Source organism: bacterium, assembly GCA_008933615.1.
Lineage (GTDB): Bacteria > CLD3 > CLD3 > SB21 > SB21 > SB21.
Map to the genome: position 1 here is coordinate 62,782 of WBUR01000010.1, position 25,399 is coordinate 88,180.

18 protein-coding genes, 1 tRNA gene and 1 pseudogene are annotated in these 25,399 nt (G+C 43.3%); 10 read left to right on the plus strand and 10 right to left on the minus strand.

The genetic code is table 11. The annotated features are described in order from the left end of the window. Positions 1-33 precede the first annotated feature (33 nt). From F9K33_05405 to galT, 7 genes are all read right to left on the minus strand, one after another. Positions 34-2,076: a 2-oxoisovalerate dehydrogenase gene (locus F9K33_05405; protein KAB2880434.1), complete on the minus strand. Its 2,043-nt coding sequence runs from the start codon at positions 2,074-2,076 to the stop codon at positions 34-36. A gap of 110 nt (positions 2,077-2,186) precedes the next feature. Beyond that, positions 2,187-2,867: a hypothetical protein gene (locus tag F9K33_05410; GenBank protein KAB2880435.1), complete on the minus strand. Its 681-nt coding sequence runs from the start codon at positions 2,865-2,867 to the stop codon at positions 2,187-2,189. A 53-nt stretch (positions 2,868-2,920) separates the two neighbouring features. Further along, a tRNA-Pro gene (locus tag F9K33_05415) sits at positions 2,921-2,995 on the minus strand. Positions 2,996-3,004: 9 nt separating this feature from the next. Continuing rightward, the gene (gene purS / locus F9K33_05420) at positions 3,005-3,247 is read right to left on the minus strand and encodes a phosphoribosylformylglycinamidine synthase subunit PurS (GenBank protein ID KAB2880436.1); all 243 of its coding nucleotides are present in this window, start codon (positions 3,245-3,247) and stop codon (positions 3,005-3,007) included. A gap of 59 nt (positions 3,248-3,306) precedes the next feature. Continuing rightward, entirely contained in the window at positions 3,307-5,079 is a 1,773-nt protein-coding gene (locus tag F9K33_05425) for a M61 family metallopeptidase (GenBank protein KAB2880437.1), read from the minus strand. Positions 5,080-5,103: 24 nt separating this feature from the next. Beyond that, the gene (locus F9K33_05430; protein ID KAB2880438.1) at positions 5,104-6,564 is read right to left on the minus strand and encodes a glycogen synthase; all 1,461 of its coding nucleotides are present in this window, start codon (positions 6,562-6,564) and stop codon (positions 5,104-5,106) included. A gap of 21 nt (positions 6,565-6,585) precedes the next feature. Next, positions 6,586-7,599, minus strand: coding sequence for a galactose-1-phosphate uridylyltransferase (galT, locus tag F9K33_05435; GenBank protein ID KAB2880439.1), 1,014 nt, complete (start codon positions 7,597-7,599; stop codon positions 6,586-6,588). Positions 7,600-7,852: 253 nt separating this feature from the next. On the opposite strand from galT, the gene F9K33_05440 reads away from it, so the two are divergent. The 8 genes and pseudogenes from F9K33_05440 to F9K33_05475 all read left to right on the plus strand — a co-directional run bounded on the left by F9K33_05440 (position 7,853) and on the right by F9K33_05475 (position 19,115). After that, complete coding sequence (locus F9K33_05440) at positions 7,853-8,566, plus strand: STAS domain-containing protein (GenBank protein KAB2880440.1); 714 nt, start codon at positions 7,853-7,855, stop codon at positions 8,564-8,566. Positions 8,567-8,712: 146 nt separating this feature from the next. Next, positions 8,713-11,805 carry a hypothetical protein gene (locus tag F9K33_05445; GenBank protein ID KAB2880441.1) on the plus strand — a complete coding sequence of 1,031 codons (3,093 nt, stop codon included), beginning with the start codon at positions 8,713-8,715 and terminating at the stop codon, positions 11,803-11,805. Positions 11,806-12,200: 395 nt separating this feature from the next. After that, a complete protein-coding gene (locus F9K33_05450; GenBank protein ID KAB2880442.1) occupies positions 12,201-12,473 on the plus strand; it encodes a hypothetical protein in 273 nt (90 codons plus the stop codon). 325 nt (positions 12,474-12,798) lie between these two features. After that, positions 12,799-13,197 (plus strand): annotated as a pseudogene (locus F9K33_05455) (LysM peptidoglycan-binding domain-containing protein). Between the two features lie 288 nt (positions 13,198-13,485). Further along, positions 13,486-14,517: a PhoH family protein gene (locus tag F9K33_05460; GenBank protein KAB2880443.1), complete on the plus strand. Its 1,032-nt coding sequence runs from the start codon at positions 13,486-13,488 to the stop codon at positions 14,515-14,517. Between the two features lie 33 nt (positions 14,518-14,550). After that, positions 14,551-15,726 (plus strand): thiolase family protein, encoded by a 1,176-nt coding sequence (locus F9K33_05465; GenBank protein ID KAB2880444.1) that lies wholly within the window; start codon positions 14,551-14,553, stop codon positions 15,724-15,726. A 246-nt stretch (positions 15,727-15,972) separates the two neighbouring features. Then, positions 15,973-17,373, plus strand: coding sequence for an NADP oxidoreductase (locus tag F9K33_05470; protein ID KAB2880445.1), 1,401 nt, complete (start codon positions 15,973-15,975; stop codon positions 17,371-17,373). An 89-nt stretch (positions 17,374-17,462) separates the two neighbouring features. After that, positions 17,463-19,115, plus strand: a complete 1,653-nt coding sequence (locus F9K33_05475) for an ABC transporter substrate-binding protein (GenBank protein ID KAB2880446.1) — start codon at positions 17,463-17,465, stop codon at positions 19,113-19,115. An 8-nt stretch (positions 19,116-19,123) separates the two neighbouring features. Here the strand turns inward: F9K33_05475 and F9K33_05480 are convergent, their stop codons facing one another. Continuing rightward, positions 19,124-20,941 (minus strand): hypothetical protein, encoded by a 1,818-nt coding sequence (locus F9K33_05480; GenBank protein ID KAB2880447.1) that lies wholly within the window; start codon positions 20,939-20,941, stop codon positions 19,124-19,126. A gap of 135 nt (positions 20,942-21,076) precedes the next feature. Next, on the minus strand, positions 21,077-22,411 hold the full coding sequence (locus F9K33_05485) for an adenosylhomocysteinase (protein ID KAB2880448.1): 1,335 nt from the start codon (positions 22,409-22,411) through the stop codon (positions 21,077-21,079). Positions 22,412-22,632: 221 nt separating this feature from the next. On the opposite strand from F9K33_05485, the gene F9K33_05490 reads away from it, so the two are divergent. Beyond that, positions 22,633-23,070: an acyl-CoA thioesterase gene (locus F9K33_05490; protein KAB2880449.1), complete on the plus strand. Its 438-nt coding sequence runs from the start codon at positions 22,633-22,635 to the stop codon at positions 23,068-23,070. Between the two features lie 14 nt (positions 23,071-23,084). After that, positions 23,085-24,224 (plus strand): metallophosphoesterase, encoded by a 1,140-nt coding sequence (locus F9K33_05495; GenBank protein KAB2880450.1) that lies wholly within the window; start codon positions 23,085-23,087, stop codon positions 24,222-24,224. Positions 24,225-24,234: 10 nt separating this feature from the next. Here F9K33_05495 and F9K33_05500 read toward each other — a convergent pair whose 3' ends face one another. Beyond that, positions 24,235-25,326, minus strand: a complete 1,092-nt coding sequence (locus F9K33_05500) for an acyl-CoA desaturase (protein KAB2880451.1) — start codon at positions 25,324-25,326, stop codon at positions 24,235-24,237. Between the last annotated feature and the right edge of the window lie 73 nt (positions 25,327-25,399).

A 25,399-nucleotide genomic window follows, 5' to 3' on the forward strand; every position in this document is an offset into this window, starting at 1 on the left:
ACTGGCGTTCAAGCCGGAAATTCATTCAATGTCTTAATATCCAACCAATTCCTCCAACGCGTGAAGGATCTTAGCCTCATCTACCAAAACGGCCGCTTCCAGAGCGCGTGAGAATGGAACAGGCGAATCTTCGCTACAAACGCGCTTAATAGGTGCATCGAGATACTCAAAGGCATCCTGTGCGATTCGCGCGGCGATCTCTCCGCCAAATCCGCCCATCGTTTGGTTTTCATGAACAATCAAGACCCGGTTTGTTTTTTTGACAGATTGTATGATCGTTTCCATATCCAAAGGAACGATCGAGCGAATATCAATGACTTCAATACTGACGTCTTTGTCGGCTAATTTGCTCGCAGCTCGTAATGCCATGTGTACCGTCGTTCCATAGGTCACGATGGTAGCGTGGGTGCCTTCTCTGCGGATTCGGGCTTTCCCGAATGGCACGAAATGCTCCGGCCCTGTCTTAGGGCTTTGCGCAAAAATCTGGTTGTATAAAAATTTGGGCTCTAAAAAAAATGTAATTCCTCTAGAACGAATCGCGGTTCGTAATAATCCGCACGCATCATCAGAAAATGACGGCATAACAACGCGTACCCCAGGCAAATTTGCTATAATACCCTCAATGCTCTGCGAATGATATAAACCACCGCCGATGTATCCGCCATGCGAGAGACGGATCACAATGTTCGGGCAATTCTGTCCGTTAGAGCGGTAATATTCGTGACTTGTTTCGACGATCTGTTCCATCGCAGGCCACACATAGTCTGCGAATTGCGCCGCTTCGATAACAAGCCTGATATCGTCTTTAAATCGTGACATCCCGTTGGCCGTACCCACGATAAAGTCTTCTGCGATAGGCGCGTTAAATACACGTTCTCGTCCGAATTCCTGCTGCATGTTTTTGGTAACATTAAATACGCCGCCTTTATCTTTTGATGCGACGTCTTGTCCCCACAAAAACGTGTCAGTATTGTGACGAAATTCTTCATGCAGCGTACGATTAATAGCCTCCCGAATTTTTTCCGTAGGTTCGCCATCCGGTGTGGGAGTTTCATCTACAAAAATGGGTTCCGGAGTCACGTATAACAAGGCAGTTGTAGGGTCGGGCATTGGAGCGGCTTCCGCTCTGGCTGCGGCTTCATTCACTTCCTTCTGGCTCGCATTTTCTAAATCGCTAATTTCTTTTTCACTGAATATTTTCTCCTCAACGAGGAAGCTGCGAAACTTAATAATCGGATCGAGTTTATTCATCTCATCCAACTCTTCTTTCGAGCGGTATAATTCGTGCCGGTCGCTGTTGGAATGAGCCTGAATACGTACGCAGTCGGCATGAACTAACACCGGCCCATTGCCCGCCTTGACATACTGGATAGCTTCATCCATCGCCCGACGGCTGTCAAAAAAATCTTTGCCGTCACAATTGACGATGTGCAAAAATTTTATGCCCTTGTAGTTATCCGAAACGATCCTATTCGCGGTCTGTTCCTCGCTCGGAACGCTGATGCCGTAATGATTATTCTGTACCACGAAAATAACCGGTAATTTTTCGCGGCTGGCGCCGTTGATGGCCTCGAAGACGTATCCTTCCGACGAAGAAGCGTCACCGTAACTGGCATACGCGATGCCGTCGGAATTGTAATATTTTATCGCGCGCGCTACACCAACAGCGTGCAAAGTATGATTGGAAACACAAGAGGACACGTTTTCAATATTGATTTCCGGTTTTGCAAAATGATTGGACATATGCCGTCCGCCGCTGGCAACATCGTCTTTACGGCTGAGGCCATTGAGCATAATTTCATTTACAGTAATACCGGCTGACAGGCACGTTAGCTGATCCCGGTAATAGGGGAACAAAAAATCTTTTTTTGGCCGAAAAGATAGCCCCAATGCAAGTTGAATTCCTTCATGGCCGCTGCACATCGCAAGATAGGACCAGCCTTTGGACTGACGAATAAACTTCGATGCCTGTTCGTCAATCAATCGGCTCATGTGCGCGAGTTTGTACCATTTTTTCAAATCGTCACGATTGACTTTTTTGGGTACATTTGAAGGCGGCTTGGCCATGGTTTCCATGCACTATCCTTTACTTAATTGAACGATGTAAGACACTTTTTTAGGGACTGTATTTAACGAATTTTTGATTTTATTGCAAGTAATTTGTACGGGTTATTGAGAAGAATTTCTTATTCTTCCAAAACGTATTCGAAGGTGAGAAATGAGGTAACGACAATAATGACGTCAAATGCGACGAGAATCTTAATCCAATCCAACGCTTCAACAAGTGATTCGCCTCTGAGGATGATGCCTGTTGCTTCTACAGACGCAATTATCGAGGGAATTGCAACGGGGAAGAGTAACACAGGCAGGAGAACCTCGCGCATCTTCGTATTCATGGCAATAGCGGAAAAAATCGTTCCAGTGCTGATGAAACCGAGCGTGCCAAGCAGGCATATAAGCAACAGAGCCGGTATCTCCTGAAAAACCGAAAGATTAAAAAACAAAATGAACAACGGTAGTATAAAAAGTTCGGTGATAAACATAAACACGCAGCCGGACATGAGTTTGCCGAGATAAATGGCTCCTTTATCAATCGGCAGCATCATCAGCGCTTGAAAATTTCCGTTTTCGCTTTCGGATGCAAAAGCGCGGTTCAATCCAAGCGTGCCTGCAAAGGTAAAAGCAACCCACAAGATGCCCGGCCCGATCTGAAGTGTTTGCTCAGCGTCCGGGTTCATTGTAAAATTGAAGATGACAAGTACCAATACGCCAAATACGAACATGGCGCTGAAGGATTCTTTTGTCCGGCGCTCGGTCAGGAAATCCTTCTCGAAAATGGTCCAGACTTTTTTTAGAAATGGTGTCATGCAAATGAAGTCAGTGGCATGGGAGGAAAGGATCACAGAATATGCTTAATAAGTCGGGGTGGGGAGATTTGAACTCCCGACCTCTCGGTCCCGAACCGAGCACGCTAACCGGGCTGCGCTACACCCCGAACAAAAATTTATACGATATCGAAAACGTAACTTTCGATCACCAGGTTGGCGAGTAGCTTTTGGCACATGTCGTCGACCGTCTTCTCAGCTTCCTGTTTCGTCATGTTTTCGAGTTTGATTTCTATATATTTTCCTAAACGAACGTCCTCAATATTCACGAAACCCATTGTTTCAAGCGATTGCATGACCACTTTACCCTGCGGATCAAGCACGCTGGCTTTTGGCATTACTTTAATTTTTGCTGTTAACATAAATTCTACGTAAAAATTTGCGCCGCCAATATAGCTCTTCAGATATTCAGAGGCAACAATTATTTCGTAATAATAATGCTTTTTCTGATCAAAATCTGTTTTGCAGTCGCATTCGGATTCTCCTTGATTATAACGTTGGGCTGCGTTCCGCTCTTTACTTTCGCGTTGAGTTCGAGCAGTGAGCCGCCGCGATCAACAATCAAACGAATATTCTCTCCGACTTTCAGGCTTTCAGCGTCCTGAACGCACCTGCGGATCTCCTCTAAATCAGTGTTAATTTTGCATTGGCCGAGTTCTTGGACGATGTCGCCCGCCTTCAAACCCAGCGCGCTTGCTGTCGAATTTTCGGAAACAGTAGCAACGAACAATCTGCCCTTGTCGTCAATGTCGAAGTACCAGCCGTAATATGGAGGATAGGAATATTCGTAACTCAATCCCGCCTTTTCAAAGTAAGTTGTGACCGGGATCGTCTCTTTACCGCGAACATATTTTTTATAAAAACTCTTAAAATCCACACCCGTCGCTTGCTTAAAAATCTTGATCACTTTTTCGTCGTTGTAAGCTTTCTTTTTTTGACCGAATTCCTTATTGAAATATAAAACGACATCGTCTAAGGTTTTCTTGTTGTTTGTCTTATCTCGGCATTCAATATCCATGAAGTAGGCAATGAGCGCTCCTTTGGTATACATGGAGTTCGCAACGCCGACTTCTGCCGCCCTCAGACTTAAGTATTCCAGGTCATCGCGTGTGTCGGACAGCGCAATATTCTTCATGTCTTCATACAACTGCGACGGCGCTATTATTCCTGATCTGACCAAAGTTAATTTCGCGTAATATTCTGTTACCCCCTCTATAAACCACATTGACTTAAAACGGACAGAATCCTGATAATTAAAATTTGAAAGTTCCGATGGAAAAATCACTTTTGGATTCCATACATGAAAAAACTCATGTGCGATCACGCGGGTATAGAAACTGCTGCGCAGCGAAGCTTGACGGGTCGGCGGCGGAAGGAAATACGCAGAAGAATTCAAGTGTTCAAGCGCCCCGTAGCGTGAATTGTTCGTAGAAAAATTGAGCAAAAAGTAATAGTGTTTGAAAGGCGTTTCACCGAAAAATCCGGTCTGATAATGGATACATTGTTTCGTAAATTCAATAAGCGAATCCATTGCTACATTGGACTCTGAATTGACTACCATGGTATATAATGTCTTGTTAAGTTCGAAATCATAGGTCTTGATTCTCGGACCGCCTGCTAAGACGGGGGAGTCAATTAGTCGATCATAGTTCTCCGCAAAAAACGAAAGCGGCTTTTGTTGATCAAGACCACACCAGACACGCCAATCCGACGGTAGCACATATGAAATTGTATAAGGTTGACTTTTGTGATTTTTCAGGTAACCGAAAACGGCGGGACCATTGAAGAAATAAAAGTCATCGCCCATTTCACTCAGCGTCGTGGGGAGAGTGTCCAAACTGTCTTCCGGGATGTCATGTGCAATATATGTTATTTTCCGGAGCTTTCGGGCATTTGAAATAGTCCATTCGTTTGCGCCTATGCGCTTTACAGTTAAAGGTGTGGCAGCGGAATCGAAAGCCCTGAGGCTGTCTATCCACTTTCCAAACTGACACATCTCGTAATTGCCGGGCGACCAGGCCGGCATGTAGAACGTTGCAGTTTTTTCCGATATATTGATTAAATCTAATGTGACGTGGGCTTTATCTGAGCGCGGATTTCTTACTTCAACAGTGTAGTGAAACTGGGCATCTTGACAACGGACGACATCAATAAAAAAAAACAGAAAACCAAATAGCAATAAGTGCGTTTTCATTCATCCTTTCCTGATCAGGGTCTTCTATAATTTTGTCAAAGCACGTTCGTAAATCTTGATAAAGGGTGCGGTAAATTTATTCCAACTGAGATCGGTTTTCATTACCCGTTTAACCAAAACGTCCCATTTGTCTTTTTCTTTAAAAAACTCTGCAGCCATCAGCGCCTTCTTTGCGAGTTCTTTGTCATCGGCAAAAATAAATGCGTTGCCGCTCAGGTGTTTTTCTTTAATGGGGTCAAAAAGGTCGGCGACATGGTTAGCCTTATGCATTAAAGGAATGGCGCCATAATGTATGCCGTTAAGATAATAAAGTTCACTGAAATTATCGGTTGGTGGAATATACATGAGGTCGCAGACGGCAAAAAAGTTATGACGAAACTGATCATCCGGATCATGATACGTAAAAATTTTATGTTTATAATTTTTCGCGATGGCGGATTTGATAGCACCTATCGACGCAGGGTTTTGATTGCCAATGATAAAAAACTGAAGAGGAACGTCCTTTAATGATTTCAAAAACTGCGTAATAGATTTTTGTTGACGGTCAATATCCTCCGCAAGTATGCCTACAATAAGCTGGTCATCGCCGAAGCCGGAACGTTTATCAGCAAGAAAGCCTTCCTTGTTGGTTTGTTTGCGTTCGAACTTCTCCGCGGAATAGGTTTTGTAGAGCGTATTGTTGTTTGCAGGGTTCCATAAATTGTGATCGCCTGCGAAAGGGACGTCATTGATCGCTTTGGATGCCGCCAAAATGCTTTCAAAATCATTGGCCGGTTTGCTGATCGACTTCAAACGTTTATGCATATACGGCACCGTAACGGCATCCGAGAAGGCCATTCCGGCTTTCAGGAAACTTAGTTTATTTTTATGCAAACATTTATCTTTGGCTTGTTCGTCGGCAATCATAGTCTTTTCATAAACCGATTTATCAAATAAACCCGCTTCGTTTATGTCGTTGATAGAGAACGTTACGATGGTTTTTTTAAAGAAATTATTCCTTTTCTGTTCGTCCCGGATCATCGCCGGCAAGAGTCCCGTCGGCCAATCGCAGCAGTGAACAATATCCGGCTGCCAACCGAGGGTCTTCAGCGTTTCAATGGCAACTTTGGCGAGAAATATAAACCGTTCGTCATTGTCCTTGAAAAATAGGTTTGTTCGAATATCCCGGTACATGTCGGCGCGTTTGTAATATTTTTCAGAATCGGCAAAATAAATCTGGGTTTTTGTTTCCGGAATAAACCCGGATTTGACGGAAACGGTCATGTCGCCATTGAACATTTTTACGGGAATATCTTTGAGGCGTATAATATCGCGTATGATATGTTTGCGTTCGTTGATCAGACTGTATTTAGGCATTAGAACGCGCACTTCATGACCTAACGCCTGTAAATACGGAGGCAATGAGCCCGCGAATTCCGCACCCCGTCCTCCCTTCACGAATGGATATACTTCAGAAGACACGAAGAATAATTTAGATTTTTTCATATGCTAAACTCCTGATTGCAATCAATTGGGTTCGACCAGTTTGACCTGTTTAAGATAATCTGCCGCGTTTTCAGGCGGAGTGGGGTTGATAAAAAAACCGCTGCCCCATTCGAAACCTGCTACCTTGGTTAATTTGGGCATAAGCTCGATATGCCAGTGATAAGAGTTGGTATCCTCTGTTCTATTGACCGGTGCCGTGTGCAAGACATAGTTGTATGGCGGATAATCCAAAGCTATATTCAGGCGCTGCAGTGTTTCCTTAAAAATCTGCGCAAGCGGTAAATAGTTACTATTCGGCTGCATTTCAAAATGGCTTTGGTGCTGCTTAGGCAAAATCCACGTCTCAAAAGGAAAACGAGCTGCAAAAGGTTCTATCGATACAAATTTTTCATTTTCTATCACAATACGTTTAGCCTGGCTGATCTCCTGGCGGATTACATCGCAAAAAATGCATCGCTCTTTGATGTCGAAATGATGTTTCGCTCCATGCAGTTCCTCCAAAACGGCTTTCGGAACGACGGGTGTAGCGATCAACTGGGAATGGGTATGATCGACCGTTGCTCCTGCGGCTGATCCTTGATTTTTGAATATGAGAATGTACTTAAATCGTGCATCCCTTTTGAGATCAAGGATACGGTCACGGTACGCGTAAAGAATATTGCCGAATTCAGTTTCGTTTAGATCGGTAATGTCCTTTTGATGGAAGGGCGTCTCGATGATGACTTCATGTGCTCCAATCCCATGCATAAGGTCGAAAATGCCTTCGCCGCGCGGATTTATTTCTCCTTCAATTTGTAAAGCTGGGAACTTATTGGGTACTACCCGCAAGTACCATCCGGGCTTGTTAGGCTCAGTGTGAGAGGGCCGGTAAGACATTACTTCCGCCGGCGTAGTATGTTCATTGCCTTCACAAAAAGGACAATGCATGGCTTTTCTCTTTTTTTCATCGGGAGCAAAATCGGACGGGCGTTTGCCTCGTTCCTCAGAGATAATCACCCAACGACTTACTATAGGGTCCTTGCGCAGTTCAGACATTCATATCCTCAGAGAAGTGGAAAATCTTTAATAATGTCACGAGTGAATAACGGCGCAAAGTTAGACATTTTTTTATAAAAAGACAAATGGAAATTTTGAACACGCTTGTGTAACGTCTAAAAGAATAAAAAACTTGCGTCTTTATCAAAATTCTATTATGTTAATGACGTCTTTATTCAAGCCCGACAATTCACATGTAACGTGATTAGTAATATCAATCGCTGCAAACTGCAATATAGGGAGTATTAAAATTATGGAAGGTATTCAAACGACGATCAAGTATACCGGCCCGGGTGATTCGATTGGCGTGATTAAGGTGGGCGGTTATATTGATACGACGACTTCTTCCGAACTGGAACGCTCGTTGAGTTCACTTTTAAAAAAGAATCAATTCCGTATTGTAGTGGATCTGGGCGATGTAGATTATATTAGTTCTGCAGGTTGGGGTATTTTTATTAGTGAAATTAAAGGGATCAAAGAAAACAACGGCGACCTGAAGCTGGTGCGCATGATTCCCGAAGTGTATGAAGTATTTGAGCTGCTTGAATTCCATTATATTTTGAAGGCTTATGATACGATCGATGATGCTGTAGATGCTTTTGTGAAAGAGTCCGGCGGATCGCTGGCAACGGCTCCGAAAGCGGCAGTTCCGCAAGAAACCGTCGCGGCCGCACCTGCACTAACGCCGAACGTAACACCGGCGCCATCGAAAACAACAGCTCCGAAAATGGTACAAACGGCCGAGGATGATGAAGACGACGACCTGCACGCCAAAGCGGAAATGCTTAAAGAAAAAGAAGCAGATATCGATGATATGACCGTTGATGAAAAGATTGAACACGCCATTTCCAAATATCCTCATTTGGGTGCTTGGCAATTGAAGAAGGCGCTGAATACATCCGAGTATAGTTATACAAGCGTAGGGTGGTTTGAAATCCGTAAAAAACTTAAGTCTCTTAAACGCTAATTTCGGCTATCGTCATTAAGACCTTTCAGACAAAAAGCTATTTTTTTTCTGTGTTCATTTTTGAAAAGTCTCACGTTTTACGACGTGAGACTTTTTTTATTTTGAGGCAGTTCCTGCTAACAGGGGCAGCAGCATTGGTGCCCGTATTGGTCACTCCAGTTTTTCTGATTTCCCAAACATACAAACCATCATGGCAACAGAAAATTCATTATCTAATCGACGCAGAACTCGATGTCAAACAACGCATCGTTAACGGGAAACAAAGAATAGTTTATACTAATAATTCGCCCGACACACTGCGAGTGCTGTATCTGAATGTGTATGCGAATGCATTCAAAAAAAACAGTTTTATGGAAAGTTATCAAATTGAACGTAACCAATTTGAAGGAGGCAGCATTATCTCGTATCTGAATGAGCGATATCTTGGCTTTAACAAAGTACGTGATATTCGCGATGAGGATTACGGTTTTCTGGATTTTAGTATCGATGATACCATCTTAAAAATCATTCTTGAAAAACCGATATTGCCGGGAACGGCGCAAACCTTTTATCTTGATTTTGAGTTGAAGATCCCGTTCCTGCTGCGCAGAATGGGATGGCGGAACAGGGAGGGGATTGAGTTTTCCATGGCCCAGTGGTATCCCAAAGTATGTGTATACGATCAAAAAGGCTGGCACACAAACTATTATCTGGGACGCGAATTCTATGGTGAGTTTGCGACATTTGATGTGAGTATCACCCTTCCGGAAGAATATATAGTCGGCGCAAGCGGTTCGCTTCGGAACGCAACTGACATACATGAGATGATGAAGCGCAGCGGCGAAACAACCGGCCAAGATCGGCTTGTTATTACCTGGGATTCATCTGCAGAATCAGGTCCGTCAGGTAATATGGAATTGGAATCACTGCTCGCCGAGTTTGACGATCTTATGAAAGAAAAGCAAATTGAGACCAAGCGCAGGACCTGGTTGTATCATGCAGAAAATGTGCATGATTTTGCATGGTGCGCCGATCCGGATTATATATATGAAAGTGTTGAACACGAGGGGGTGCGTATTCATTTGCTGTACCAGCCTGACGTCGCGGAAAAATGGAAAGAAATGAAAACGTGGACTTCACGAATTCTTAGTTATATGAATGATCATGTCGGCAAATACCCATACACGGATTTTACGATCGCGCAGGCAGGTGACGGGGGGATGGAATATCCGAATATTGTGTTTATAACCGGCGATCGCGATAAAAAATCGCTGGCCAGCGTTACGGCGCATGAGATGGTTCATAATTGGTTCTACGGTATGGTGGCAAATAATGAAACCCTGGAAGGATGGCTCGATGAGGGCGTAACTTCGTACTATACTACGCGCCTTATGGAACATTTGTTTGGCAGGTACGCTAATATTGATTACGATTCACGATTCAAACAAAAGTGGTTCCCTAAGGAAGACGCGCGTATTGCAACGTATATGGGCCTAGATATGTGGATAAAACAAGGCTATGAAGAAAAAGTACTTCAACACTCAGATTTTTTTCAAAGCGACCGTTCGCACTTGTATTCTGTTTACTACAAAGGTGAAATCTTTATGTTTGTGTTGGAATATTATTTTGGCAGAGAGCGGTTGGATGAATTGATAAGGAAATTTTTTGCCGAATGGCATCTGCATCATGTATACACGGAAGATATGCAGCGCTATTTTGAAATGGAATCGGGAATTGAACTCGATTGGTTATTTGAAGAGTGGCTGAATACGACGGATGTATGCGACTATGGAATCAAAAATTCAGGCGGCCGATGGCTTGAAAACAAAAAATCTTATGAAGCGGATATTATTCTGACCCGGCGGGGCAGGATCGAGATGCCTGTAGATGTCACGGTGACTTTAGTCAACGATTCGTCCTTGACTTACCGAATTCCGGCTCATTCGGATGATCCGGACATTTGGGGGGCGGAGCGAAAACCGGTATGGAATAAGGTATCGTCTGAGTATTTACTCTACTTGGAATTGCCCGACGCGGTTAAGTTCGTTGAGATCGACACAACATTATTATTACCCGATATTCACCGCATGAATAACCGGACGGGTTTACTCCCAAAAACGGAATGGCATTTTCAAATGCCGGTTGGCAGACTGGCGACGTTAAATACGTATGTCATTGAGCACCGCCCGTCGCTGTGGTATAATGCTGCGGACGTATTGCGCACCGGATATCAATTTAACGGTAAATGGGCCACAGATGAGCATAAGGTCAAGGCCGGCGTGTATTACGGAATTGACAGCCGAAAAGTTGATTTTGAGTTCAATTATTCGACGCCGCTGTATAAGTGGGGACGGCAGTTGTATATGAGCATGGGAAGCTATCGTCTGGAGGGGCGTGCTGAAAACAGAATTTCACTCACAAAACGAATCTACAATTCCACGTTGTATCGTCCTCCTATTAATGATTTCAGTATCGGTTTTCGTTCCAGTTACTTATTTGACAGCCATTATCTTCCGCCGGGCATCTTTTGGGATAAGAAACACACGAATGTGGTTTCTCTTGGTTGGACGTTACAAACCAAGCTTTATAATTCGCCAAAACTAAAAACTAATTTCGAAACTTCCACAATTGGTTCGAGATGGCAATACTCTAAATTGTATATGACATACAGGCACCCCCTGTCCTTGGTCAAAAAATATTTGTCGGCCACTCCTTATGTATTTGGAGGCTATTCGACGGGAAGGGTACCGGTGCAGGAACTTTACTATATTGCCGGCGCATCGCCGCGGCAAATGTTTGACAACAAATTTTATCGTTCGCGCGGAACTATTCCGGACGGACTCTGGCGCAATAGCGGTTCCCGGCATGTCAATTACGACGGCGACGGCAGCATGAGCGGATATGCGGATTCTAATCTTTTCGGCTCAAAAATTCTCGTAATCAATTTGGATTTAAATTACAGAAACCCTTTTAAGTTCATCACACAAAAAAGTATTTTCTTTTTGACTCAATTTGAACCGTATTTTTTTTATGATCTGGGCTTACTGTGGAATGACGACGCAAAACTGAAGAAGAACCTTGGTCAATATCTTTTGATGGATGCGGGCTCGGGATTTTATTACCAAATGCCCATACCTTCCTGGATAGGCAATTACAAATTAAAATGCGATTTCCCGTTGTGGGTGAATAAGCCTGAACGAAACGGCAAAAGCCGCCGGATTGCTTTCCGATGGCTGGTTGGACTGGCCAATGAGTTCTAATTAGAGACCATTAGAGCTAAATATTATTTAAAATTAAACGAGAATATATGCAGCCTATTACGCGCTTTGAGATTAGATTTTTTAGGACGTTAGTCTCAATTTGGCAAAAAAAAATCTCATTAATGTACTGGTGCCGTAATTGTAATAGCGAAAACAAAGTTTTTTTCCATTATAAAGAACAATACCCCCAATATATATGTAATCGGTGCGAGACAAAAAACGTGATAAATCTTAAATATCAATGAATTTGCATTATTTTTATTGACATTATATTTTTTATTAGTTAGATTTATAACAGATAATCAATTTTGTTAGTAAACGTCTGTAATCGTTCAAGTTTGTCCACATTACAAATATTTTTTTAACATAATCAAGTTACACTGTAAGGAGGTCACATGAAGTGGTTAAATTCTAAAACCCTTTTGGTATTATTTGCAATGGTTCTGGTTTCCAGTTGTACAAGTTATGCGTCCAAAGAGGAAGTTCAGCAATTGGACGAAAAAAGGGCAAGTGTCAAGGCAATGGAGAATAAGGTAGTTGAACTGACCAATGAAAAGAAAAAAGCGGATCAAGAGCTTCAGCAGAAAAAACAGAAATTAGATCAGGTCAAGAAAGACAAAGAAGAAGTGTTAAAACGCCTCGAAGCCATAGAAAAAGCCAACAAGTAAATCTATAATACAGTCTACGACTATGATTTTATATTTTAAGAGGAGAATACAAATGAATTTAGCTAAGGTACTCATGTTGGGCTTGTCGTTCATTCTTTTCACGACGGTTCTTCAGGCGCAGGAAGAGAAAATGAAAAAGGAAGACTGGACCAACAGCATTAACACATTGACCCAGCAGCAAACAGCTCATCAGATCAAGATAGACAGTTTGAATAAAGCAATTACTGGCGTCAAGGAAGAGGGCGCTAAAGTTGACGCCGAGACAGAAGCCGTTTGGAATGAAATTTACGCCGCTGTGGGAACCGATAAAGCCGGGGTGGATGCGATGAAGAAACAATGCTCTGATCTTGAAGCACGTATCACCGAACAATCAAAGTTGAGCGATGAAGCGTTGAGCAAAAAAGTGGCTGAGCTTGAGGCTTTAAAAGCTGAGGTTGAAGCACTTAAGAAGGATAAACGTTACGCATTAACTGAAATCTATAATAAAGTTAATGACCTGACCAATCGCTGCGATCAATTGATCTCACGAGGCAAAAATTATACACCTCCCAAACCGCGTCACGACAGTTATTCGGTTGTCATCGGCGATTTTCTCTGGAGAATTTCCGGTAAGAAAGAAGTGTATTCCGATCCGTTCCAGTGGATGAAGATCTATTCCGCAAACCGTGATCAGATTAGAAACCCCGACCTTATTTATCCGGCACAGACCTTTGTTATTCCGCGTGCGCAGGAAGCAAATGAATATTGGGTCCAACGCGGCGATAATCTGAAAACCATTTCCCAAAGCGTATACGGCTCGCCATCGGATTGGGTAAAGATCTATAACGCGAATAAGAGCATTATCGGAGAAGATTCAAATACTATTTATCCTCATACGATTTTAATTATTCCGAAATAATTAACGGGACCGGTTATCACGATGTGCGTGATAAAGATAGCGCAAGTTTATTAAGTAAAAAGCTCCCGAACACTTTTGTGTTCGGGAGCTTTTTTATTTCAGTAAGGAGTGTAATTGGCTAACGGCGATAAGACGATTAAAATTCAAGGGGTCAACCCTGTCATACTATTAGGCGCCAATGACAGTCACCTCAGAATTCTTCAGCAGAACTTCAACTCAAAAATCGTTGTTCGTGGTGATACCGTTCATCTCAAAGGCGATAAAGCCGAAGTCGAGCAGATTGAGGAAGTATTCACTGAACTCATATTTTTGTCCCATAAAAAACATCAACTGGATTCTGTCGATGTAGAGACGGTCATCCGATTGGTAAAATTGGGCAATGATGAGGAAATATCTGAAAAAAAACAGGAGATTCTGCATCCTCACAAGAACCTCAATTCCGTCGTATTATTTACACACAGGGACTATGTGGAGGTTAAATCTGAGGGACAGGCGGAATACGTTAAGCAGGCTAAGCAAAACGATATTGTTTTTGCAATTGGACCGGCGGGAACAGGGAAAACGTATTTGGCAGTTGCTATTGCCTTGGCTTCCTTAAAGAATAAGGAAGTAGAGCGAATTGTAATTTCACGGCCGGCAGTTGAGACCGGCGAAAGCCTCGGCTTTTTACCTGGGGATTTACGCGATAAGATCGATCCGTATTTGCGCCCATTGTATGATGCATTACACGATATGATTCCAAGCAGTAAATTGCGTACCTATATGGAGCAAGGCGCTATTGAAATTGTTCCACTGGCTTACATGCGCGGGCGTACGCTTAATAATGCGTACGTAATTCTTGATGAAGCTCAGAATACTACGCCCACTCAGATGAAAATGTTCTTAACGCGGCTCGGAGCGAATTCTAAAGCCATTGTGACAGGCGATGTCACTCAGAGCGATCTCCCGAGAAATATAACTTCCGGATTACGGGAAGTTGAAGATATTCTGATGGGGATCGAAGGCATAGCCTTTGTATTCTTCAATAAAAAGGATGTTGTACGCCACCGTCTTGTGCGGGAAATTATAGAAGCTTATGATACCTATGACGATACCCAGTCCGTTTCGCCTGGAAAGAATCTTTCTTTGCAGCGTGGTGGGGACTAATATGATTTCAACTAATAAGATAAGGGAATTCAAATGAGAGATGTAGTTATTGTTTCAGCAGCAAGGACGCCTATAGGGTCCTTCCAAGGAAGTTTAAGTGACGTGACCGCGACCAGATTAGGCGCATTGGTCATAGAGGAAGCTATTAAAAGAGCGGGTATTGATAAATCCATGGTAGATGAAGTGATCATGGGTAACGTGTTAACCGCCGGAGAAGGACAGGCGCCGGCACGTCAGGCGGCATTGTATGCCGGACTACCCGAGACGGTGACGTGCATGACGATCAATAAAGTATGCGGATCCGGATTAAAATCGGTGATGCTTGCCGCGCAAGCAATCATGTGCGGCGATGCAGAAATCATTGTTGCCGGCGGAATGGAAAGCATGTCTAACACGCCGTATTTGCTCGACAAAGCCCGAACAGGTTACCGGATGGGGCACGGGCAGGTGCTGGACAGCATGATTAAAGACGGTTTATGGGACGTGTATAATGACTATCACATGGGAAATGCCGGCGAATTATGTGCGAAGGAATGTAATATTCCGCGTGACGTTCAGGACGCATTTGCTAAGACCTCGTATGAACGTGCCATCAAAGCTCAGAAAGACGGCTTATTCAAGGAAGAAATTATCGGTGTCACCATCAAAGGCAAAAAAGCGGACGTAGTTGTAGCAGATGATGAAGAGCCCGGGAAAGCCAATTTTGAAAAAATGCTGACGTTGAAGCCTGCATTTCAGAAAGACGGTACCATTACCGCAGCAAATGCTTCAAAAATTAATGACGGCGCCGCCGCTTTAGTCGTGATGTCCAAAGAAAAGGCCGATCAGCTTAAGCTCAAACCTCTGGTGAGGATCGTTGCACAGGCCTCGGCTGCGCGTAAGCCGGAATGGTTTACCACAGCGCCGATCGATGCAATTGGCAAAGTCCTTAAGAAAGCAAATCTGAAGGTTGGCGATATTAATCTGTTTGAAATCAATGAAGCCTTTGCGGTAGTCAGCTTAGCCGCGGCGAATGAACTGCAGATTCCTGCGGAAAAAATGAATGTGCACGGCGGGGCGATTGCTTTAGGCCATCCGATCGGTGCGAGCGGAGCGCGTATCCTCACTACGCTGCTTTACGCGATGAAACAGCAGAATAAGAAGTTTGGCCTTGCGGCATTATGTATTGGCGGAGGCGAAGCTAGCGCTTTGGTTGTTGAAAAGATCTAAAGAGAGCTGAACCCGAAGTTAATATCCAAATTGTGGCTGATCATGTATGGCAGAGTCTAAACACTCTGCCATTTGTTTTATAGGTTTTCAAAAATCTTCAAAAACATGATAGAAGTCATTGTTTAATCAGTTGCTTAAGAGTAAATTGTTCTCGTCAAGAATGCCATTAAGCGAAAGTTAAGGGAAATCTACGCATAAATAACTCATCTTGACCCGATTTCTATTACTTTCAAAGGAAAATGACTTATGAACGCGCAAATTGGAACTCTGGAGAACCCATTAAGAATAGCGATCATTGGATCTGGCCCGTCGGGCTTTTATGCAGCAGATCATCTACAGAAACAAAAAGATCTGATCGTGCAGATCGACATGTTTGACCGCCTGCCGACGCCGTTTGGTCTTGTCAGAGGCGGTGTGGCGCCGGATCATGCAAAGATCAAATCAGTGACGAAAGTTTATGATAAGATCGCCGCAGACCCTAATTTTCGGTTTTACGGCAATGTAGAATTCGGTAAGGATTTGACACACGCCGACATGTTAAAATTTTATCACCAGGTCATTTACGCGGTCGGAGCTCAAACAGATAAAAAAATGGAAATTCCAGGTGAAGATCTTCCCGGAAGCCACCCGGCTACGGAGTTTGTTGCATGGTATAACGGCCATCCGGATTATCGTGATTATAAATTTGATCTGACGCAAGAATGCGCCGTCGTGGTCGGCGTAGGAAACGTTGCCATGGATGTTGCGCGGATTTTAGCGAGCAGTTATGATGAATTGGTTAAGACCGATATGGCTGATTATGCATTGGAAGCTTTGAAAAACAGCAAGGTACGTGAAATTTACCTCCTTGGCCGTCGAGGGCCAGCCCAAGCCGCATTCACAAATCCGGAGGTCAAAGAACTGGGTGAATTGGAAGAAACGGATGCCATTGCGGATATCAATGAGGTAACGTTGGATCCTCTGAGCAAAGCCGCACTGGAGACCAATCCTGACAGCACTATTCAAAAGAATATTGAAATTATGACAGGTTATGCTACCCAATCTCCTAAAGGAAAACCAAAAAGACTATTTATGCGCTTCTTAGTCTCACCTGTGGAGATTACAGGCAAAGATCGTGTTGAAGCGGTAAAAATAGTTAAGAATGAACTATTCCAGAATAAAGACGGCACTTTACGTCCACGCGCTACGGATAAATTTGAAACAATAAAAGCCGGATTAATATTTCGGTCAATAGGTTACAAAGGAGTTGCGCTACCGGATATTCCTTTTCACGATAGCTGGGGCGTAATTCCAAATAAAGATGGAAGAGTGCATGATCCCAAGAACGATAAGATAGTAGAAGGCGAATACGTTGTAGGCTGGATCAAACGCGGCCCGTCGGGCGTGATCGGAACCAATAAGCCGGATTCACAGGCAACAGTTAATATGATGCTCGAGGATTTGAAGCAAAACAAATGTTTTTCTCCTGCCCTTCCGAAGCGTGAGGCTTTGGAAAGTATGCTTTGTGAGAAAAAAGTCAAATTTGTTACTTTCGGCGAATGGCAGAAGTTGGACCGGCTGGAAATACAGAAAGGGCAAGCTCTTGGGCGCCCGAGGCTAAAATTCACGCGCGTTGAGGAAATGCTCGGAGCGCTCGAAAAAAAATAGTCATCTTTTATTTCCAAAATATTCTATACATTAGGCCTGTCTCAGATCGGGGACAGGCCTATTATTTTATTATTTAGAGAGGTTGACAGATGAACTTATTTAAGCGACTAATTCTTACCGCAGCCTCAGTTATTCTCTTTTCCTGTTCGACCAATCAAAACGGTTCCACCGTTGTGGTTGCCGTCAAGGCTGATCCTGACCAGATCAATCCCGTTACCCACGTCACCGCTTTTGGGCGAATTCTGTGTACTGGCATTTTCCCGCGGTTATTGGAATCGGAGTTTGATACCGTTACGGGCATGATTTACTACCAGCCGCTATTAGCGAAACGCTTTGAATTTTCTCAAGATCACAAATCCCTTACCTATTTTTTACGCTCGGATATTTTTTGGGATGATGGGCAACGGGTTACAGCCAAAGATATCAAATTTACATTTGAATTGATCAATCATCCCGATGTTGCCAGTTCAAAAAAAGATCAACTGCAGATGCTGGATATGGACGAAAACGGAAGTCTGGACAAAGCGATCAGAATTGTCAACGATTCGACCATCACTTTCTATTTTAAGCAGGCAAACCCTCTTCAAATTTACGACACCAATTTGCAGCCGGGTTTTTTGCCCTATCATATATTAAAAGACGTCAAACCGGCCGATCTGCGAACTCATCCATTTAACTTAAATCCACTGTCCGCCGGACCTTACCGGTTGAGTGTTTGGAAGAAACAGGAGCAGTTGATTTACTTATCACGCAAAGAGGAAGCAGGAAAAGTAGATCAGATCGTTTTTCGGGTGATTCCCGAATACACAACGCGTCTAACGGCTCTTAAAACCGGCGAAGTGGACGTGATGTATCCGATCAATCCGCAGGACGTAGCGCAGATCAAGAAAGAAAATCCGGCTATTCGGATCGAAGTGATGAAAGCCCGCTATTATGATTATGTAGGGTGGCAGAATATAGATCAAAAAATTTACCACGAAAGTAACGGTGCAATAGTCAAACCACATCCGCTATTCGGGAATAAAAAAGTCCGTAAAGCGCTGACAGTGGCGATTAATAGACAGGAGATAGTGGAAGGGTTTTTGGGAGAATACGGACAGCAGGCGGTTTCTCCAATTTCTCCCGTTTTCAAATGGGCAATCAATGATTCGCTCCGACCGCTTCCGTATGATCCTGATTTGGCAAAAAATATTTTGAAACAAGAGGGCTGGTTCGATCATGACGGGGATGGAATTATCGACCTAGAGGGCCGTAAATTCGAATTTGACATTTATTATGATGCAGGAAATGACCGGCGCGAATTTGCGGCGCTTATCATTCAAAGGAATTTAGAAGCCGTTGGTATCAAGGTGCGTGTTCAAAGCGTGGAGACCAACGTTTTTTATGATAACGAATTGAAGAAAAATTATGACGCATTCATTTCCGGAATAGGCGTGACGTTACAAATTGATCCCACCAGTGAATGGAATTCCAACCTGAAAAAAAACACGTATAACGATGTGTCGTATCAAAATCCGGAAGTTGACAAACTTATTGAAAAAGGCAAGAGCTATACAAATCCGCTGGATGCGGCGCCAACATGGAAGAAGTTTCAGGCTATTATATACGAAGACCAGCCTGCCACATTCTTATTTTGGAGGGATGAGATTGTGGGATATAATCAAAGAATCAAGAATACCCATACGACCATATTAGGTGAAATTGATAATTACTGGCTGTGGACAATTGTGCCTGGACAATAAGGCATCAACTAGGCTGCTTCAAATCTTCTCTCATCAAAAATGATCTGACGCGCGAGTTCGCGCTCTTTTTCATCAATTTTATACAATGGTTTTATTTTCTGCGCATTGACAATAGCCATGTCGAGACCGGCTTCGATCGCGTAATGTAGAAAAACAGAATTGATCACATGGCGCGCCTCGGGATTTAATCCGAACGAAATATTACTCACACCGAGCAGTGTCTTAACTTTTGGAAATGCCTTTTTGATCAGTCGAATTGCTTCGATGGTCTCAATACCCGCTTTTCTAAATTCTTCGTCGCCGGACCCCAACGTGAAGGTTAATGCGTCAAATATAATGTCTTCTTCCCGCATGCCGTATTTGTTGACCACGAGATTATGAATTCGTTTAGCAATCTCAAATTTCTTTTCACGTGTTTTTGCCATTCCGTCTTCATCGATCGTCAGCGCAACAACTGCCGCACCGTAACGTTTGCATAACGGCAACACTTTTTCCAACCTTTCTTCGCCGTCTTCTAGATTGATCGAATTAACAATGGCACGGCTCCCGAGCATTTGAAGAGCTTTTTCGATCACGGGATATTCAGTGGAATCGATCATCAATGGAATTGAAACCTGTGTATTAAAGCGTTTGATCACTTCTTCCATGTCTCTTGCCTCGTTACGGCCGACGTATGCTACGCAGACATCCAACACATGTGCGCCTTCGCGAGCCTGTTCTTTACCCATGGAGACCATGCTGTCATAATCTTCCGCGATAAGTAGTTCTTTAAATTTCTTAGATCCGTTCGCATTGGTCCGCTCGCCAATAATAATCGGCGCCGGTTCTATCTGCATTGGAACAGCCGCGTATAACGAGGAAACAGATGGAACGTAATTCCATTCGCGTCCGCGGGGATTCAAATGTCCGATATGATCGGCGAGTGATTTTATATGATCGGGTGTCGTTCCACAGCAACCGCCGATGATATTAACGCCAAAGTCCTTCGAAAAATGACTCAGCCATTTCGTTAATTCGTCCGGTGAAAGATGGTAGTGCGCTTTCCCGCCAATGTTCTCAGGTATTCCTGCATTCGGCATACAAAAAATAGGTTTCGGAGAATTGTGGCAGAGAAAACGGATATTTTCGGACATTTCTTTCGGACCTGTCGCGCAATTCATTCCAACCACATCAACAATATCGAACGGCTCGATCGTTGTTAAGGCCGCGTTTATCTCAGTTCCCATTAACATGGTTCCCGTCATTTCTACAGTAACGGATACAATGACGGGAATCTTTTTCTTGCGGTCTTTGAATAGATCTTGCGCAGCGCACAGGGCAATTTTGGTTTGCAAAATATCCTGGCACGTTTCAATACAAAAGAGATCGGCGCCGCCGTCAAATAATCCGGCCATTTGATCGTAGAAGGCCTTTCGCATTGATTCAAAATCAATATGGCCGAGAGAGGGCAGTTTTGTGGTGGGTCCGATCGAACCCGCTGCAAATCGCGGCTTATCGGGAGTAGAGAAGTCCCGTACGCATTTTTTTGCCAGTTCTGCGCCGAGCTTGCTCAATTCATATGCCCTATCCTGCAAATTATATTCAGCCAAGACAATTGAAGCCGAGCCGAAAGTATTCGTTTCAATCACGTCCGCGCCGGCCTGGAGGAAATCAACATGCACTTTTTCCATTGCCGAAGGCTTCGTGATCAACAAATATTCGTTGCATCCATTGTACTCTTCGCCGCCAAAATCATCTGCATTCAGATTTTGCATTTGAAGATTTGTGCCTGTTGCACCGTCGAACAGGATGATTCGGTCTTTTAGTATGTCCAAAAATTGTTTCATTATAAATCCTGACCCATTAGCAATAGAGGGCACAAAGAATAAATCATTTTTGAGAACTATGGGATCTCTGTGGCACACATAAAAAAAAGCGATCCCGATTACTCGAAATCGCTTTCTAAATAATCGTTTGTTCTATTAGTATCTGTACATGTCCGATTTATACGGGCCGTCAACCGTTACGCCGATATATTTTGCCTGTTCTGTCGTCAGCGTGTCCAGTTCGACGCCGATCTTCTCCAGATGCAGGCGCGCCACTTTTTCGTCCAGATGCTTCGGTAACGTATAAACTTTCTTTTCATACCGGTCGGAATGGTTCCAAAGTTCGAGTTGGGCCAATACCTGGTTTGTAAACGAATTTGACATCACGAAAGACGGGTGTCCCATCGCGCAACCAAGATTGACCAGACGGCCTTCCGCCAGAACAATAACATCTTTTCCGTCGATTGTGTATTTATCAACTTGCGGCTTGATCTCTTCTTTGGTTTTACCATAATTCTTATTTAACCATGCCATGTCGATTTCCGTATCAAAATGCCCGATATTACACACGACAGTTTTATCTTTCATTGCCCTGAAATGGCGATCAGTAACGATGTTCATGTTACCGGTTGCTGTTACGACAATATCCGCTTCTTTGACAGCCTGATCCATTTTTTTCACTTCATATCCTTCCATCGCAGCCTGAAGGGCGCAGATGGGATCAATTTCAGTAACGATAACACGAACGCCTGCGCTGCTGAGAGATTCCGCGGAACCCTTTCCAACGTCACCAAAGCCTGCAACCACGGCTACTTTGCCCGCTAACATAAGGTCCGTTGCTCTGCGGATGGCATCAACTAGAGATTCGCGACAGCCGTATTTGTTATCAAATTTAGATTTAGTGACCGAGTCGTTAACATTGATCGCGGGAATCGGCAATGTTCCGGCCTTCATTCTTTCATACAAACGATGAACACCCGTTGTTGTTTCTTCTGACAAGCCTCGGATGTCTTTGATCAACTCCGGATATTTATCAAATACCATATTAGTCAGGTCGCCTCCGTCGTCGAGAATCATATTCAATGGTTTACGGTCTTCGCCGAAAAACAAAGTCTGTTCAATGCACCAATCAAATTCCTCAGCATTCATTCCCTTCCATGCATAAACAGGAATACCATTCGCGGCAATGGCCGCTGCCGCGTGATCTTGTGTGGAAAAAATATTACAGGATGACCAAGTAACTTCAGCGCCGAGTTCGACCAGCGTTTCAATCAAAACAGCGGTCTGGATGGTCATATGCAGGCAGCCGGCTATACGGGCGCCCTTGAGGGGTTTCTGCTTCCCATATTCTTTGCGAATCGACATGAGACCAGGCATTTCTGCTTCAGCTAATAATATCTCTTTACGTCCCCAAGCGGCAAGGGACATGTCTTTCACTTTATATTTCATGTAGGATGGGATCTTTGTATTCAATTTCTCTGCAACCGACATTTAATTCTCCTTTTATTTTATATTTTTCTAAACGTCGGTAAAATAATACATATCCTTAATAATTGCAATTTCTTTTTTGTACATAACATTAAGTGTTGATTCGCAGGTTGGTAAATTCGACTAACGCAATATAAACTCTTGTATTTTTTAGATTGAAATGTAAATTATCTACATAGTTCAATTTTCATGAAATCGCGACTTATAACTCCCGAGTAGCAAATTTGAAAGATCTGCTAAAAACCTACTCCGTAATTTATGAAACGCCTGTGGCATGGGGTGAAATGGATGCGCTAGGCCATGTTAATAATATTGTTTATTTCCGCTATTTCGAAAGCGCCCGATCGGACTACTTTCAAAAAGTAGGCATTTGGGAATCGGCAAAAGAGAAGGGGATAGGCGTTATATTACATTCGACAAGTTGTCGTTTCCGAAAACCGTTGACGTATCCGGATACGGTTTCCGTTGGTACGCGCGTAACCGAGATTCACGCAGATCGTTTTACCATGGAGTATGCCGTTTACAGCCATGCCGATAAATCTATTGCCGCAGAAGGTACCGGGATCGTTGTAGTTTATGATTATCGGAAGAATCAGAAATGCGCGATGCCTGCTGCAATGAGAAAGAATATAGAGGAACTCGAGCATCGGCTTAAAAAGTAGAGCTGCAATTTAAAATGAAAAAATTTGTAATATTTTTTTCGATTGTGTTGTCTATTTATTCTTTGATCAATCTTTATATATTTCAAGCCGGTTGGAGCGCCATTCCTTCCCAATCCAACTACCGCGTATTCTATGTCGCATTTTTTTTTCTAGTTTCCACCTCTTTTATTGTCGGGCGAATTCTGGGACGAAAAGCACTGTCAGCATTTGCCGAAACCCTTACATGGATCGGATCTTTTTGGCTTGCATGGATGTTATATTTGTTTCTGTTCGTAGTTCTGCTCGATGTAACCGCTATTGTGAATGATAGGGTTCAGTTTCTTCCCGAAAACGGTTCATTATCAAAGCCGGGTATTGCAGCCCTAGTAAGCTTTTCGACACTGGTAATTGTTCTGTTCGGACATCTTAATGCAAGGACTCCGCGCGTTAAGAAAATTCAGTTGAGTGTTTCAAAAACGGCGCCGGGTCATAAATCGATGCGCATTGTGGTAGCGTCGGATATTCATCTTGGGACAATAATTGGTAAATCAAGGATCAACAAGATCGTTGGAATTATTAATAGATTAGATCCCGATTTAGTATTACTTCCAGGCGATGTGGTAGATGAAGATTTGGCCCCGGTTATAAAAGAGAACTTAGGTGAATCGCTTCGGAATATTAAATCGAGATTTGGAGTGATTTCCGTAACCGGAAACCATGAATTTATTGGCGGTGTGGGGGCTGCATCACGATATCTGCAGGATCATGGCATTACTGTCTTGCGCGACGAAACGGTAAAAATTGACGACAGTTTTTATGTTGTTGGGAGGGACGATAGAAGCGTGAATAGGTTTAATGGACACATGCGAAAGACGCTTGATCAGTTAACGGCCGGTTTAGACAAAAGACTGCCCATGGTCCTGATGGATCACCAACCATTTCATCTGGAAGAATCCGTAAAAAGCGGGATCGATTTACAACTTTCGGGCCATACGCATCATGGGCAATTATGGCCATTGAATTTTATCACGAAAAAGGTTTTTGAAGTGAGCTGGGGCTACAAGAAGATAGACAACACGCACATTTACGTTTCGAGCGGAGTTGGCACCTGGGGGCCTCCGGTTCGAGTCGGAAACAGGCCTGAGATCGTGCAGATAGATTTAAAGTTTGTTTAGCGCGGCTTAGTTATTGAACAAATCTATATTTTCCCAATTTCTTAAGAGTTTCATAATGCGAACGTATTGCCGCAATTAAGGATGGCTGGTAATTATATCGAATGCGGTGTTTCTCCGCCAAGTCTCTGACAATTTCGCTGATTGCCGGATAATGTATACTGCACACTTTAGGAAATAAGTGATGTTCGATCTGGTAATTTAAACCGCCGATGTACCACGATAGGAATTTATTATTTCTGGCAAAATCAGAACTGGTTTCCATTTCATGTACAGTCCATGCGTTTTCTATTACACCTTCCGCATTTGGAGACGGGTGGTCTGTTCCTTCCACAACGTGGGCTAATTGGAAAATAACGCCCAATATGATACCGGCCGTGAGATTCATGGCAACAAAGCCGATCACAAACTGCCACCAGGTCACATCTAATACCAGCAAGGGTATGATGATCATATACGTATAGTAGAAGAGTTTTCCAAGAATCAAGAGGGCAACTTCAGAAGCGGGGTGTTTTATATTTTTGTAAGGACCCAAATCGCGCTGCAGAATATATTTGTAGTCTTTGACAAACGCCCAGAAAAGAATTGCAGTACTATAGGCGAGAAGCGCGTACCAATGCTGAAAACGATGAAACGGCTTCCATTCTGATTTTGGCGAGAGACGCAAAATTGGAGATACGGTAAGATCTTCGTCAATTCCGTGAATATTTGTATACGTATGATGGATCACATTATGCGTGATCTTCCATAAATAACCGTTAGCGCCCAACATATCAAACGTAAGGCCGATGAGTTTGTTAACAGCGGGTTTCGAAGAATAGGCGCCATGTAATGCATCGTGCGCAACGGAAAAACCAATTCCGGCAAAACAAACACCCATCAGGATAGCAAGAAAGAGCATGGTCCAAACTGAAAAATAATTGGTTAGGATCAAAGCATACGATCCATACATCAATGTCAAAAGAATAATCGACTTCACGACCATAGCCACGTTTGCATTAGAAGAGATGCCCCGCTTCTGAAAATATTCAGACACCCTTTGTTTAAGTTCCTCCACAAATGAATTAGCATCTCGATTAACAAAAGTGATTTTTTCAGCAACCATAACCTTCCTCACTTTTCAAAAAAGTCTATTTTTTTTGATAAATTACGGGGTGTGATTTTTTAGAAAATAGAAT

What these genes read in the sequence shown, in the direction of transcription:
- F9K33_05425 (KAB2880437.1), bottom strand. Translation starts at nt 5,079, where the DNA reads ATGAAAACGCACTTATTGCTATTTGGTTTTCTGTTTTTTTTTATTGAT.
- F9K33_05405 (KAB2880434.1), bottom strand. Translation starts at nt 2,076, where the DNA reads ATGGAAACCATGGCCAAGCCGCCTTCAAATGTACCCAAAAAAGTCAAT.
- F9K33_05410 (KAB2880435.1), bottom strand. Translation starts at nt 2,867, where the DNA reads ATGACACCATTTCTAAAAAAAGTCTGGACCATTTTCGAGAAGGATTTC.
- purS (KAB2880436.1), bottom strand. Translation starts at nt 3,247, where the DNA reads ATGTTAACAGCAAAAATTAAAGTAATGCCAAAAGCCAGCGTGCTTGAT.
- F9K33_05430 (KAB2880438.1), bottom strand. Translation starts at nt 6,564, where the DNA reads ATGAAAAAATCTAAATTATTCTTCGTGTCTTCTGAAGTATATCCATTC.
- F9K33_05485 (KAB2880448.1), bottom strand. Translation starts at nt 22,411, where the DNA reads ATGTCGGTTGCAGAGAAATTGAATACAAAGATCCCATCCTACATGAAA.
- F9K33_05470 (KAB2880445.1), top strand. Translation starts at nt 15,973, where the DNA reads ATGAACGCGCAAATTGGAACTCTGGAGAACCCATTAAGAATAGCGATC.
- galT (KAB2880439.1), bottom strand. Translation starts at nt 7,599, where the DNA reads ATGTCTGAACTGCGCAAGGACCCTATAGTAAGTCGTTGGGTGATTATC.
- F9K33_05440 (KAB2880440.1), top strand. Translation starts at nt 7,853, where the DNA reads ATGGAAGGTATTCAAACGACGATCAAGTATACCGGCCCGGGTGATTCG.
- F9K33_05495 (KAB2880450.1), top strand. Translation starts at nt 23,085, where the DNA reads ATGAAAAAATTTGTAATATTTTTTTCGATTGTGTTGTCTATTTATTCT.
- F9K33_05465 (KAB2880444.1), top strand. Translation starts at nt 14,551, where the DNA reads ATGAGAGATGTAGTTATTGTTTCAGCAGCAAGGACGCCTATAGGGTCC.
- F9K33_05450 (KAB2880442.1), top strand. Translation starts at nt 12,201, where the DNA reads ATGAAGTGGTTAAATTCTAAAACCCTTTTGGTATTATTTGCAATGGTT.
- F9K33_05480 (KAB2880447.1), bottom strand. Translation starts at nt 20,941, where the DNA reads ATGAAACAATTTTTGGACATACTAAAAGACCGAATCATCCTGTTCGAC.
- F9K33_05475 (KAB2880446.1), top strand. Translation starts at nt 17,463, where the DNA reads ATGAACTTATTTAAGCGACTAATTCTTACCGCAGCCTCAGTTATTCTC.
- F9K33_05500 (KAB2880451.1), bottom strand. Translation starts at nt 25,326, where the DNA reads ATGGTTGCTGAAAAAATCACTTTTGTTAATCGAGATGCTAATTCATTT.